Below are 13,588 nucleotides of genomic sequence, written 5' to 3'. Positions count from 1 at the left end.
AGCTGGGGGAGCTGGGGGAGTAGGGGGAGCTGGGGAAGCTGGGGAGGATGTCAAATCCTCGATTAGGAATCTTTGAAGCGCTCACTACGTCTATTGTGGAATGTAGAAATTTTCGGCAACTACACTAACATGAAACGTTTACGATGGCTCAACGTTGGAGTTCTAACGACGGCATTTCTACTCACCGTCGGAGCTTCAAGTCCCCTCAAGGCAGGCACATTTGATAGTCAAGAAGTCAATTCTGATAATTTTATTGCCGTTGCTGCTCCTTTTGGGGATGATAAGTATCAATTACTGATTATTGAACAGCGCTCCAACCAACGCGCTTGCTGGCAGGAGGTGGGAAGTAATCCCGCGATCGTTGATCCGTTACTGCTCAATTTTGACTTTACAGGCATTTGCGGACGTAGCACTGATAGTAATGGTTATTCGATTCGCATGGAGGGTCAAGATTTAGGATTAGACTATTTGCTGAGAGTTGTCGAGCGGGATGGCGAGTTAGTCCTCATTGGTACAAATCGGATGAATCGTCAAGCTCCCAAGGTGGAAATTGGCAGAACTCGAGGATTGAGTAATGGCAATTTCCTCAAAATTGAACTTGATCCCGGTTGGCGGTTCACTCGACGTGCTTATCAAGGTCGAACTTTAGGTCATATCTATCTAACCAGCGATACAGGGGTTCCAGCGACACCAGGGGTGAGTTCTCCCCCAAACCCGCTAACGCCAGCAGTACGGGAACCTGCACCCGCAGAAACCGAGCGGGAGTTTATTTTTACGAAGCCAAGGGAGGAAAATACTCCACCATCAGTTACTGTACCCACCCTAGATAATCCAGCCACCAATCCTCAAACCCTACCCCCTCCTTCTTCCAATCAGACTGTACCAATTTTGGAAGAGTTAAGGTAAGTGTTGTGTAGGGGCGGGTTTCACTACTATCGCTTTTTGCCTCATCCAGATGCGACTAAACCCGCCCCAATACTGCTCAGATAAGCTCCAATTTCATTTATTCTCCCCCTGCTCCCCCTGCTAACCGCTAATCCCTCATCCTTTGTAACTGCGTTCTCTGTCGCCTACGCCGCTGAGGTGGTGATTGGCGACGGTTTTGTAAAGAAACGACTTGAGCTTCACTACTTTCTCTGGCTACCCGAATCAACAATCCAGCCGAACACAAATTAGCAATCATGGAACTTCCCCCATAACTAAAAAACGGGAAAGGTAAACCTGTAGTCGGAAGAACCCCCGTTGCCACACCAATATTTAACAGCGACTGACCGACAATTACAATCATCGCTCCGATCGCGACTAACCGATGCACAGGATGACGGGTTTTCAATGCCACAATTGTTGCCAAGGTAGCATAAGCTACGATCAGCAGCAGCAACAACATACTGCCGACAAAGCCAAATTCTTCAGCAAATACGGCAAAAATAAAGTCGGTGTACTGAATCGGTAAATAAAACAACTTTTGTTGGGATAGACCAAACCCTGAACCCCATGTCCCTCCCGAACCCACCGCCAGCAGGCTTTGAATCAATTGATAGCCGTCATTCATCGGATCAGCCCAGGGATTAAGAAATGACATCACCCGACGTCGCTGATAGTCTTTGATGCTGATACTAATCGTTGCCAGTAACACGCCCCCCAAGGCGGTTCCTCCTAAGTAGGAAAAGGGCAAACCAGCCGCCAGTGCAATTAGCCACAGCGTCATCCCACATAGCGCCGTTGTACTCAGATTGGGTTGGAGCAAAATTCCCAACAGCACTAGGGCAAACATCCCTAGCCAGAACAGGCGTACTCGCATGGAAATCTGTTGCCATTGCCCAAAGATGCAAGCACTCTGAAGGATCAGAAACGGTTTAATTAATTCCGAGGGTTGTAGGGGAACAGGACCCATGGATAGCCAACGGGTTGCGCCATTAACGGTCGTCCCCACACCGGGAATCAAGATGATCAAGATCAACCCCAATAACACCAGCATTACCCAATGGGCAATTCTCAGGATATACCGTAAAGGCGATCGCACAAAAAAGTTAAAGGCGATCATACCGAGGACAATCCAGATAAGCTGTCGTTTGAAGTAATATAAACCATCGCCAAACTCAGCATCAGCACTGGGATAGGATGCCGAAAACAGCACTGCCAAACCCACCAATAGCCACAGAAAGGTTAACCAGCGCAACAAGCGGGCATCGATTGCCCAGTCCTTAGCCGAAGGATGAATCCATGAAATCAGATTGCGTAGAGTCACTAAAATTTATTTATTACTCTCAATTAGAGTAGCGCAACCGGAGCCGACCATCCAGTTATCCTTCGTGTTCGCTCGTAGTTGCGCTGTCTTCGCCGATTTGCCTCAGATCACCAAACTGCTCAAACCCATCTTTTGATCGCGATCGCATTAGCTGTTGATCATCAAACAAGTAGCTCCCTTAAACTGTACACAATAGTACGAGCGCTAAAATCTGACTACCACCGACTAAACTAAAAAGGAACAACCTCCCCTAGGTATTCCCATGACGCCTACCCAGAGTTCAGACACCACAACTGAAAAAAATGCCCAAATTGAACCTGAAGAGATTATTATTCCACCATGGGATTTGTGGAGTGATGAACCGCCCTTGGAAAGCGATCGGCATCGAGATCAAATTGAACTACTTTTGGCTTGTCTGAAATGGTGGTGGCGAGAACGTACTGACTTTTATGCCACTGGGAATCTCACCATTTATTTTAGTCCTGACCACATTACCACCAGAGACTTTCGCGGACCTGACTTTTTTGTCGTGTTGGGTGTGGAAAACCGACCTCGAAAAAGTTGGGTTTTGTGGGCAGAACAAGGCAAATATCCTAATGTGATTATTGAACTGCTTTCGGATAGCACGGCTAAGGTGGATCGAGGGGATAAGAAAACGCTGTATCAGGATACCTTTCGCACACCCGAATATTTTTGGTTTCACCCTGATACCTTAGAATTTCAAGGATTCTGCTTAGTTCGGGGTGAATATCAGCCACTAGAGTCGAATCAGCAAGGCTGGTTATGGAGTCAACAGTTACAGTTATTTTTAGGAGTGCATCAGTCAACCCTGCGATTTTTCAGTCCAGAGGGACAGTTAGTATTAACGCCAGAAGAGAGGGCTGAATTAGCACAACACCAAGCTGAATTAGCACAACAGCAAGCTGAAATGGCACAGCAACAGGTTGAGGTAGAACGACAACAACGAGAACTGGCACAGCAACGGGTTGAGGAACTACTCGCTAAACTCAAGGAATTAGGGATTGAGTCTGATACAGAAAATTAATTACCTGGACATCAATTCTGTATCCTGTACTTGAAAACAACCAAAGCCTTGACCGTCTTTGTTGATACCTTCTGACTCAAAAAGGGGTCATCGCGACCCCTCCCCCTTTGCCATAGAAGCTATTATCTTAAAGTAACCCTGTATTTGTACCTTGTTTGCCAGTGGCTAGCTTCACCTTGATAATTTTGCCGCCCATTTTCATGATCCGCTGTTGTTCCCGAAACCAGTTGTCGTAGGGAACTAACTTAGTGAAATAGGTGTTTTGCAACTCCCGTTGAGTTCTGGTTCTAGTTTGGCTAGGGACGCAAGCCGTCACCTGAAACATTCGCATGATTGAAGTTCTCCTAATTAAAACTCAAAAACTTTAAATTCAAATCAGGTTTGGGACTCAACTGTCAATACCAGATTGTCAAAACTCATCTGCTTAACCAAAAAGTCAGACTTGCCTTCAACAAGCTAGCACTCACAATTGACTTCCCAAACCTTGAAAAAATGACCGACTACAGGTTCACAACGGAACGTTCCAGAAGTCTTTAGCTCAAGCCAGAGCAAATGTAGTCGAAGTAAACACCCATTTCCTTACCAGCATCAGCACCAACCAGACTGGCGGTAACTTCTTTCATGGCTTGGATGGCTTGTACGGTTGAACTAATGGGAACACCTAAAGAGTTATAGGTTTCCTTGAGTCCATTCAGTACCCGCTCATCCAGGATGGAGGTGTCACCCGCCAACATGGCATAGGTGGAGTAGCGCAGATAGTAGTCCAAGTCCCGGATACAAGCAGCGTAGCGGCGAGTGGTGTACATATTGCCACCCGGACGAGTAACATCCGAGTAAAGCAAAGACTTAGCCACAGCTTCTTTAACGATAGTTGCTGCGTTAGCACTAATTGTGGTTGCCGCACGCACCCGCAATTCACCCGTGGCGAAATAGCCCTTGAGCTTGTCCATCGCAGAGGCGTCCAGGTACTTTCCTTGAACGTCGGAAGAGTTAATAACAGAGGTAATTGCGTCTTGCATCGATTCTATTTTCCTTATTTCACCTAGTCTCTCGAATCCTTAAGACAGACGTGCAACGTCCAGGTGTGGATGCGTCATGCTACGTCTTTCCCCGTAGGATAGGGTCTACTGCATTGCTCCGATTACATAGTCGAAGTAGGAGCCAGCTTCAGCCGCATCTTCCCCAGTCATCATACCGGTAGCCGCGGTTTTCATGGCACGAACGCCTTCGACAACAGCGTCAACGGGAGTTCCTAAAGACTTGTACATTTCCCGCACGCCGACTAAGCCAATTTCTTCAATTGGGGTAACATCGCCAGCGACAATACCATAGGTGATCAGGCGCAGATAGTAGTCCAAGTCACGCAGACAAGTTGCTGTCATTTCTTCACCGTAGGCATTACCACCGGGAGAAACAACATCAGGACGCTTCTGGAATAACTGGTCTCCAGCTTGCTTAACGATGCGCTCACGAGAGTCTGTCAACGTTTGAGCAACCCGTAGGCGACGATCACCAGAGGTCACAAACGACTTGATCCGGTCTAATTCACCAGGGCTTAGGTAACGAGCCTCGGCATCTGCATTCACGATTGATTTCGTGACTATACTCATTTACAGGATTCCTCCTCCAAGAATGTAACCAGGTGTGCTTAAACTGGCTTATTGTAACTGTTGAAACGCTGAAACGCTTCCCAATGGGCTAGGCTCTCCAGCTTAAGGGCTGACTCTGCCTGATCTTGAAACGACTTAATCGACTCAAGATTGGTGAGAGTAGCTAGCGATACATTAGGTCAGTGAGACAGCTCTCTTCCGCAAATATTTTGCGATAGATTGTTCACATTTTTCCTATGTTCGCAACATTTTGTAACATTTGTCCTCAGATTTAGGGGTTGGGGTAACGCTGATTGTAGAGACGTAGCATGCTACGTCTCTACACCAAAGACGTGCCATGGCACGCCTAGAACATTACCATTACCCTAATCAGAGATAGCTTTGATACTGCCCAAGTAATTGCCTGCTGGCAATGAGGGAACGCGAGGATAAGGAACCACATAGTCCCCGAAGAAACGAGCATACTCTGAACTATCCACGATCGCAACCACAGCCGCATTCATTCCCTGTTCAGCCATGAGTTTGGTATAGTCCTGAATCTCGGTTTGAGTCGCAGGAGTGCGTCCCAACAGATGACGGAACAAGAACTCGATGACTTTGGCACTGGGATAGGGTGAGTAGAAGCGCTGACGATAGCTTTCACTACAAGCCAACCCCTTAACAAAGCCGCGCACCGAGACTTCACCCTGGCTCAGTTGACGCTCTAAATCAGGCTGTCGATAGGATGGGGGAATTTCACCCGTCCAGATATCCATCACCTGAGCATAAATTGCCTCAATCACCTGAGCCGTTTCATCCAGATTTCCGGGGTTTAGGCGAAAAATCCGTGCCGGTTTACGATTAGCAATTCCCCCAGCCGCTTGAACCCCTGGATTATTGTCCTTGGGTACAGAACGACTGAGTTCGACAAAATCAGGCTTAGTCGCCGCCATATCCGCGATCGCTTTACCCGTTAAGGGCAGTTTGGCTCCATCCACTCGCGAACTGACTGGCTCAAAGCTAGGAACCACCAGTTGATTATTCTGCTTGGTCAGCTTGTTATAGAGTTTCTCCGTATTCGGGAAGTTCGCCGCCGGTAAAGTGGGGAAGCGACGATAGGGAACCGTATCTTCACCAAAGACTTGAACATACTCCATGCTGTTCACCATGGCACCGATAAAGCCTCGGATACCCTGGGATGCCAGAATCTGGTTGTACTTCTGGATTTCCTTTTGATTTTCCGGTGCCCGACCCAAGAAATGCTTGGTTCCCAACTCAATCACCTGGGTGTTGGGATAAGGTGTGTAGAACTCTTTGATGTAGAGTTCAGAGCATCCTAACCCTTCAATAAACTCCTTGAGGTTAATCTCACCATTTCCGAGTTTGCTTTCCAGGCTAGAGAACTGACCTTTGACCACATAAGGTTCAACATCACGTTCAAAGATCTGGCGATACGCCGCACGAATCAGAACCTTCACCGCTGGCTTATCGTTGAGATCCGTCAGCTTAAAGATCTTAGTCTGCTGGCGCTGGGTGCTAACGCCCTGATTGATCCGGAACTGAACATCCGGCTCAGTTCGGGTTTCTGACACCTCTCCCATAGTCACATAGGTTGGGGTTGTTGGGACTTCTGGCTTAGTCCCCACATCCTCACGAATCGCACCCGGTCGAGTAGATCGCAATTGTAAACCGCCCGGTGTCAGATAGCGCTCGTAGGGAACCGTATCTTCCCCAAAGGCTTCCTCGTATTCTTTGCTGTCAATCAGCATATCAACCAGGGCGTAGAAGCCTTTTTTGGCACAAATATCAAAGTATTTGTTCGTCTCCCCGCGTCCGTAAGTGGGGCGTCCCAGCAGACGACGGTGGATATATTCCACAGCCTTCATCACGTACAGGGATGTCCAGTACATCTTGCGGAAGACATCGGACTTCGCCAAGATGCGGATAAATTCCCGGATGGTAATTTCACCATTTTCCAGCTTAATCTCCGCCACTTTCTGGCGTTGACCGTCATAAACCTCCCGTCCAAAGACTTGGCGATAGCAGGCACTAATCACCTTTTGGGTCGAGCTTTCGGCAAATGTGACACTAGCCGCTTTAGTGCTAGGAATCTGGTCTAAACGGAAGACTTTCGCCCCCAGAGAACCTGGAAACTCACCCCTTGCCTGAGGATTGCTGTTTTGGTTATTAATCCCTGGTCCGCGATGGATCAGGATGCGCTTAGTATCCTTACCAAAACCAGCCGGTTGCGTGTTGGGATTGCGCGTTTCTTTAGGGAAAATTGCCCCAAACTGAATCTCTAACGGGTCATTACCAGCACCGTAAGGGTGTTGATCCGGTAATGGCTGCTCATACTTAGCAAAGGTGGTGATAAATTGCGGTACCTTGCGGAAAGGGGCGCTGTATTTGAGTAAATCCTGCTGCATTCCCCAGTTGCGGCATTCTTGAGCCTCCTGTCCCAATCCCCGCAGGTAGGGAACGGTTTCTTCGCCAAAGTAATCGGAGTATTCCTGCGAATCCACCAAAGCATCCACCAGCGCGGGTAAACCGCCATCAGACACAATCGAGAAGTAGGTCTGAACTTCTTCGCGAGAGGACGGACCCCGACCCAGGAAATGACGGAATGCCAGTTCTAAAGCACGACTGTTTATAAAGGGTTCGTAAAATTGCTTACGGTATAGGGGTGATTTCCCTAGGCGACGCACAAACTCCTTCATGGAGATGTCGGTGTTTTTCACCTGAGATTCTAGGTAGGAGATGGATTGGCTGTAGGCGCGGCTAATGTCACGCTCAAAGATCTGCCGATACGCCGCCTTGATCACTTGGTTCTTTTCTAATGCTGATAGTCCCTGCTTCATCACGAACTTCGGACGCCGTTCTGCGGCATTAAAGTAGCTTTGAGGCAGTTGTAACCCTTGCTGATCTGGCGAAGGACGTTGGCGGACTTTATCGGCTGGATTTGGGGCTTTGAATTCGTTAATCAGAATCTCAAAGTACTGACTCACGATTTCAGCCGCTTCAGCATCGCGCTTAAAGTATCCCAAAGACGCTACCCGCATTTCTTGCAGTGCCAATAATGTGGCATCTCCAGAGCAGGCATTTTCGATAATTTCCCGTAATCCGCGGACGTTGACGGTAATAATATTCGGATCACCAGCGACAATTGCATAGGTGAGGTAGCGCAGCATCCAAGACAAGTCCCGCAGAGATTTCTGCATATTGCTTGGACCGTAACGGGCGACGTTTATCGGTCGGAATCCCGATGGGGTTGGACCCCCACTCGATGCACTAAAGATGTTCCGGAATCCTTCAAAGAAACCTCCGCCACTTTCCACATACGTTGCGGTTCCCAGTTCCATCGTGCGTCTGACATCACCTGTACCCGCCGCACTGGTTGCCATTGCCATTTCCGGTGCAGGTTCTTCTATTGGCTTCTCCAAATACGCCATCGGAGAACCGCCGACAAAAATCCGGTTAGCGGCACGAGATACGATCAAGTCTGAGTTTTGAGTAATCAGATTGGCAATATCTATTCGTCTGGTACCCGATTGGAAATATTCGGACAGCTCACCTAGCTCTCCTTTCCCCAAAAACCGATCTTGCTGTTCGGCTTGGATAATGTTGCTAATCGGTACGGTTTGATACAGTTGCGGACGTGCAACTGAGCTTCCACCACTTGCCTTAACACTCATTGATTTTTAAACGCTCCCATCGACAATTGCTACTGACTGTGTTAAGCCTGACCAGGGGATTCATCCAGTTGAGAAGGCAGAATAGGTTCAGCACATTAAGATTTATTCCCAGACCCGATTGCTCATGAGCTGGGATATTCTCCGTCACCTTGCCCTCAATCAACCAGTGATCTCGCTAAACCTGGTCAGCATCTAGAGTGAACTACCAACATCAAATCGATTATGATGTTGGCTTCGCGTCTCATTCGCCGATGCCGCCACACCATGAAAGATGTATTGGTCTTACTCCGCGTCTCTGGTTGGAATCCAACCTTTATCTCCGAGAGTTGGAGAACCCGCGCAGCCGCCCTTCCAAGGCAGAAAAGCTTGCTGATTTGTTTACACAAAAGTTTAAAACGTTTCTGATCTGCTTAACGGCATTATTAAGAAGTGTATAGAATACATACCAAAATTTTACAGTGTCATAACAGAGTCATCATAGTGGATTTACCTCACTCACTGATAAAAAGCATAAGTTTTGTTACATTAGTTCGGGTTCTGAGGGGTGAAGGAGCTGGGGGAGCTGGGGAAGCTGGGGAAGCTGGGGGAGCTGGGGAAGAGGATTACCAATCAACAATCAACAATGAACCATGAACAATCAACAAATGACGAATGACAAAGGACAAATGACGAATGACAAAGGACAAATGACGAATGACAAAGGACAAATGACGAATGACTAATGACAATACCAGCATTGCTGTTGCCCGGTTATATGACGCTTACCCCTTCCCTCCAGAACCCTTGCTGGACGAACCTCCGCCTGGGTATAACTGGCGCTGGAATTGGTTAGCCGCCTATAATTTCTGCACAGGTCAAAAACCGTCAAGGCAGGATATTCGGATTTTAGATGCAGGTTGTGGTACCGGGGTAGGTACTGAATATTTGGTTCACCTGAATCCCCAAGCCTCGGTAGTGGGTATCGATTTGAGTGCTGGGGCGTTGCAGGTGGCGCAGGAGAGGTGTCATCGTTCTGGGGCGAATCGGGTTGAGTTTCATCATTTGAGTCTTTATGATGCCCAACAACTGGAGGGAGAGTTTGATTTAATTAACTGTGTGGGCGTGTTGCATCATTTGCCTGATCCGATTCGCGGCATTCAGGCATTAGCACCGAAGTTAGCACCAGGGGGCTTGATGCATATTTTTGTTTATGCTGAATTGGGGCGCTGGGAAATTCGACTGATGCAACAGGCGATCGCACTCTTGCAAGGGAATCAGTGTGGGGATTACCATGATGGCGTGCAAATCGGACGCCAAGTTTTTGAAACTTTACCAGAAAACAACCGAATTGTCAAGCGAGAAAAAGAACGTTGGTCATTGGAAAATCAACGGGATGCGAATTTCGCGGATATGTATTTGCATCCCCAAGAGATTGACTACAGGATTGATAGTCTATTTGAGTTAATTGAGGCGTCGGGGTTAGAATTTATCGGCTTTTCTAATCCTGGGTATTGGCAATTGGATCGGCTATTGGGGAAAAATCCAGGATTAATGGAACGGGCGAGTGGATTGTGCGATCGCGAACGGTATCGTTTAATTGAATTGTTAGATCCAGACCTGTCCCATTATGAGTTTTTCTTGGGGCGTCCACCGTTACCGAAGGTGGATTGGTCACAGGATCAGGAGTTATTAGCGGCGATTCCAGAAAGGAATCCCTGTATGGAAGGGTGGCCCAGTCAATGTCTATTTAACTACGATTATCAGATTATTAATTTATCAGATGCCGAGTTTGCTTTTCTGCAAGCCTGTGACGAGAACAGTAGTCAACAGCGCACTGTGGCAGAGATTTTAAAGGATGTAAAGTTAGGATTAGATGGCGTGCGATCGCTCCAAAAGCAGCAGCTTATTATTTTGAGTCAGTGATTGTCATTTGTCTTATGTCATTTGTCTTATGTCATTTATTGCTCCCCTCTCCCCTGGTGGGTGTGGGGCTGGGGGTGTGGGGGATATGCGACTAAACCCGCCCCTAAACCCAACCCTAATAAACTAGGTTTAGGCTTCTGTAAGCGAAAGTTATAGTCAGGGCGGGTTTAGTTAAGTTAGTGGTTTGAGCCGATGCGTTATTGGTGAAACCCGCCCCTACACATTCAAAACTAAAAATTTCTTATCGTAAATTGTAAATGCGCGTTATTATTCAGCGAGTTAAATCCTCTCAAGTCACAATTAATGGTGAAGTCGTTGGTAAAATTGGTCAAGGGCTAAATTTGCTAGTGGGAATTGCCGATAGTGATACGGAAGCTGAATTAGATTGGATGGCGCGAAAATGCTTGGATTTGCGGTTATTTCCGGGAACCAATAGTGATAGCGATCGCTGGGAAAAATCGGTTCAGGAAATTGGCGGCGAATTGTTGGTGGTAAGTCAGTTTACCTTGTATGGCGATTGTCGTAAAGGACGTCGCCCTTCTTTTTCGCGATCGGCGAATCCTGAACAGGCGGAACAGCTTTATCAGCAGTTTGTAGAAAAGCTGCGTCAAAGTGGGTTACGAGTGGAAACGGGCGTATTTGGGGCGATGATGCAAGTCTCGATTGAAAATGATGGACCCGTGACACTGCTGCTGGAGCGGTAGAATTAATGAAATCTTGGTAGTGTGAGCATCTTGCTCGCTACTAATACCCAATTTACGCGCTACTAATACCCAATTTAAATATATCACAGTTTAGCACCGTTATGAGGCTTTCTTTGAACGTAATCGTTCACCGATTTTAATCACGATCGCGGTGAATATTGCCACCCATACTCCGGCAAAGATACTAATATTGAGACTGACGACAAAATTAGCTTGAGATTTGTTCAGTTGCCAGTGAGTAATATAAGCGTTGACTGGCGGTAGTTCTGTAATCATTTCTAAATCAGGAACAGAGGCTAAAATTGATGCAGTGCCTAAGCCAACACCGACAATAGCAATATTATTTTGGAAGTTGCGATCGCGCTGCGCTTGTTCTATCTCAACAATTCCCCGCACGGTATCAGTTAATCCTTGCAGGGCACCTAAACCTGGAGAAAAGCTGGCTAGCTCATGTTCGAGTTGCGGTTGATAATAATCCTCAACCCTGCGACTAAATTCCTTGAGAAAGGTAAGGTCGGTTTTGCCGTTTTTAAGGGTATTTGCTTTGGCTTCAATATCGTTTAAATCGTTTTTATAGTAATGTGAATTGGTAAGAAGTGTCTGCTGTTGAATTCCTAATAGATTTAGATTAGTTCCATAGCGTGAAAGGGGTTCTAAAGTTTTGGCTAAGGTGAGTTTAAGTTGATCGAGATTGTACTGATGTCTGTTTTCTAAATCAGGAACGACACGGTTAAAGTCTTTTTCGAGTTGCTCTTTGAGTTGCCGACTCAAGCTATAGGCAAACCAAATTTTGTGTCTATACCATAGACATTTTAGCCAATCTTCATAAAAATCGGCGGCAGCATCCATTGTTTGTTGATTTGGATAGAAAAGGATTAATACATGACTGTTGTCTTCTGGTTTATCCCAGATTGGGGAATTACGCCACAGTTCAAATACGGTGGCATCTATAAATTTGCCTATTTTTTTACGTTGCCACTCTTGATTCAGTAATTCTTGGTAAAATTTGGTCGCCAATTCTTCTAGTTTAGTGATGTCGGCTGTATCAACCCATCCGGAAATCATCCAGGTTTGTCCTAAATTCTGATGTGGGTATGGTAATTCGGTGACGACAGAGGGAACTAGATTTTTGAGTTCGGTTATGACATCAATTAATTGAGTGGAGTCTTGATGATTGGCGGATTGGTTAAATAAACAAGCGATTGTGTCAGATAAAAAGGTATAATTATAGGAGCCATCAATAGTTTTATCAGCGAGTTTACCTTGAAACTGGATATTTTTTTCGGAAAGATAATCTAAAACCTCAATAGGTTGCAGTTTGTTTTTGATATGAGCGTCTAAATCACGCCAAGCTTGCTTATATAAAGTTAAGGTGTTGCTTGACGCTTCGGAGTCAATACCCAAGGCTTTAAATAAGGTATAGTTAAAACTAACTAGACTCGGGTAGTTTAAATGAATCATTTCGTTTCACTCCGGAACAACCCTGGAAAAAATTTCTTGAATTGAAACGATTGTTTTTTTGCTTCCGCCGTCGGCTCTGACGCGATTAAAATCGATGCAATATTACCGGGGATGGGTGGTGAGACAGGTTCTGATGAAGTTGGTTCATTTAAGGGTTTAATTTTAATCTGGGTTTTCGGTTGATATTGACGTTGATATTCAAGGCGGACTTGGGCGTAAATAGGTTTAATTGTCTCATATTTAGCTAAATCCAGCAAGCGATTGGCTGCGGCTTTGGGGTTTTCGGTAAATAGGTGTCCGACTTCGTTGATTTGGCGTTTTAAGTCTGGGGGAAGGGGTTCGTCTTGCTGGGCTAATGCTTCCAGGAAGGCGTAAATCGTGATAGCTTCTAAATTGTCGATAGATGACTTGATCACAACGATTATTAGGGGTAGTGAGATTTGGGTTTAGTTGTCTGAGGCTTGTTTCTGGGCGCAAGCTTTGCTAGGGCGAAAACCTTGCCTGGGCGCAAACCTTGCGCCCATACGAGACTATTATCTCTAATTATATAATAAAGGCTTACACCGAATTGGGTTAGGACTTACGCACAAACGCCATGTATGGTAGGGGCACGATATTATCGTGCCCTTACAGCTTAAGCCAGAAACCCCTCACCCCCAGCCCCTCTCCCCAGAGTGGGAGAGGGGAGCAAGAAAGGTGTTATATTGCAGGCGTAGCTACCTACCTTTTTTATTATTAATTGTTCTAATTCCCCTTCTCCAATGAAACAAAAGCGAAGCATCCTCTGTCATCCCCCCTCTTTGTAGGCTACCGTGTACACACAAGTCGAAGTGAGGAGTATGAATCAGGTAAAATCAGAGACAGAGAAGCGCGATCGCTAAAACTCAGATTGCCTTCACAACCTCCCAACCCTGAGAGAAGACAGACAAATGGATAACCCAATTTTG

12 protein-coding genes are annotated in these 13,588 nt (G+C 46.5%); 4 read left to right on the top strand and 8 right to left on the bottom strand.

The genetic code is table 11. The features are described from left to right. Positions 1 to 129 precede the first annotated feature (129 nt). Complete coding sequence (locus tag RIG27_RS22895; RefSeq protein ID WP_446347306.1) at positions 130 to 906, top strand: DUF3747 domain-containing protein; 777 nt, start codon at positions 130 to 132, stop codon at positions 904 to 906. A gap of 127 nt (positions 907 to 1,033) precedes the next feature. On the opposite strand, the gene RIG27_RS22890 is transcribed toward RIG27_RS22895, so the two are convergent. Beyond that, entirely contained in the window at positions 1,034 to 2,248 is a 1,215-nt protein-coding gene (locus RIG27_RS22890) for an FtsW/RodA/SpoVE family cell cycle protein (protein ID WP_446349009.1), read from the bottom strand. A 262-nt stretch (positions 2,249 to 2,510) separates the two neighbouring features. On the opposite strand from RIG27_RS22890, the gene RIG27_RS22885 reads away from it, so the two are divergent. Continuing rightward, complete coding sequence (locus RIG27_RS22885) at positions 2,511 to 3,293, top strand: Uma2 family endonuclease (RefSeq protein ID WP_446349008.1); 783 nt, start codon at positions 2,511 to 2,513, stop codon at positions 3,291 to 3,293. Positions 3,294 to 3,420: 127 nt separating this feature from the next. Here RIG27_RS22885 and RIG27_RS22880 read toward each other — a convergent pair whose 3' ends face one another. The 5 genes from RIG27_RS22880 to RIG27_RS22860 all read right to left on the bottom strand — a co-directional run bounded on the left by RIG27_RS22880 (position 3,421) and on the right by RIG27_RS22860 (position 9,311). Then, positions 3,421 to 3,624, bottom strand: coding sequence for a phycobilisome linker polypeptide (locus tag RIG27_RS22880; protein WP_006101555.1), 204 nt, complete (start codon positions 3,622 to 3,624; stop codon positions 3,421 to 3,423). Between the two features lie 202 nt (positions 3,625 to 3,826). Next, entirely contained in the window at positions 3,827 to 4,312 is a 486-nt protein-coding gene (gene apcB / locus RIG27_RS22875) for an allophycocyanin subunit beta (protein ID WP_446347312.1), read from the bottom strand. A 105-nt stretch (positions 4,313 to 4,417) separates the two neighbouring features. After that, entirely contained in the window at positions 4,418 to 4,903 is a 486-nt protein-coding gene (gene apcA / locus RIG27_RS22870; RefSeq protein ID WP_446349005.1) for an allophycocyanin subunit alpha, read from the bottom strand. A gap of 365 nt (positions 4,904 to 5,268) precedes the next feature. Further along, positions 5,269 to 8,574: a phycobilisome rod-core linker polypeptide gene (locus RIG27_RS22865; RefSeq protein ID WP_446349003.1), complete on the bottom strand. Its 3,306-nt coding sequence runs from the start codon at positions 8,572 to 8,574 to the stop codon at positions 5,269 to 5,271. A 602-nt stretch (positions 8,575 to 9,176) separates the two neighbouring features. Beyond that, entirely contained in the window at positions 9,177 to 9,311 is a 135-nt protein-coding gene (locus RIG27_RS22860; RefSeq protein WP_446349001.1) for a hypothetical protein, read from the bottom strand. On the opposite strand from RIG27_RS22860, the gene RIG27_RS22855 reads away from it, so the two are divergent. Together RIG27_RS22855 and dtd are read left to right on the top strand one after the other, a co-directional pair. Further along, positions 9,289 to 10,476: a class I SAM-dependent methyltransferase gene (locus RIG27_RS22855; RefSeq protein ID WP_446348999.1), complete on the top strand. Its 1,188-nt coding sequence runs from the start codon at positions 9,289 to 9,291 to the stop codon at positions 10,474 to 10,476. The two genes, RIG27_RS22860 and RIG27_RS22855, sit on opposite strands and share 23 nt — an antisense overlap. Before the next feature lie 257 nt (positions 10,477 to 10,733). Then, positions 10,734 to 11,180 (top strand): D-aminoacyl-tRNA deacylase, encoded by a 447-nt coding sequence (dtd, locus tag RIG27_RS22850; RefSeq protein ID WP_446348997.1) that lies wholly within the window; start codon positions 10,734 to 10,736, stop codon positions 11,178 to 11,180. A gap of 99 nt (positions 11,181 to 11,279) precedes the next feature. Here the strand turns inward: dtd and RIG27_RS22845 are convergent, their stop codons facing one another. Further along, complete coding sequence (locus tag RIG27_RS22845; RefSeq protein WP_446348995.1) at positions 11,280 to 12,641, bottom strand: hypothetical protein; 1,362 nt, start codon at positions 12,639 to 12,641, stop codon at positions 11,280 to 11,282. Further along, the gene (locus RIG27_RS22840; RefSeq protein ID WP_446348993.1) at positions 12,638 to 13,057 is read right to left on the bottom strand and encodes a hypothetical protein; all 420 of its coding nucleotides are present in this window, start codon (positions 13,055 to 13,057) and stop codon (positions 12,638 to 12,640) included. The genes RIG27_RS22845 and RIG27_RS22840 overlap by 4 nt, the downstream gene beginning before the upstream one ends. Between the last annotated feature and the right edge of the window lie 531 nt (positions 13,058 to 13,588).

The organism is Coleofasciculus sp. F4-SAH-05 (assembly GCF_040222985.1).
GTDB classification, from domain to species: Bacteria; Cyanobacteriota; Cyanobacteriia; order Cyanobacteriales; family Coleofasciculaceae; genus Coleofasciculus; species Coleofasciculus chthonoplastes.
This window is presented reverse-complemented; position numbering and strand designations above follow the sequence as displayed.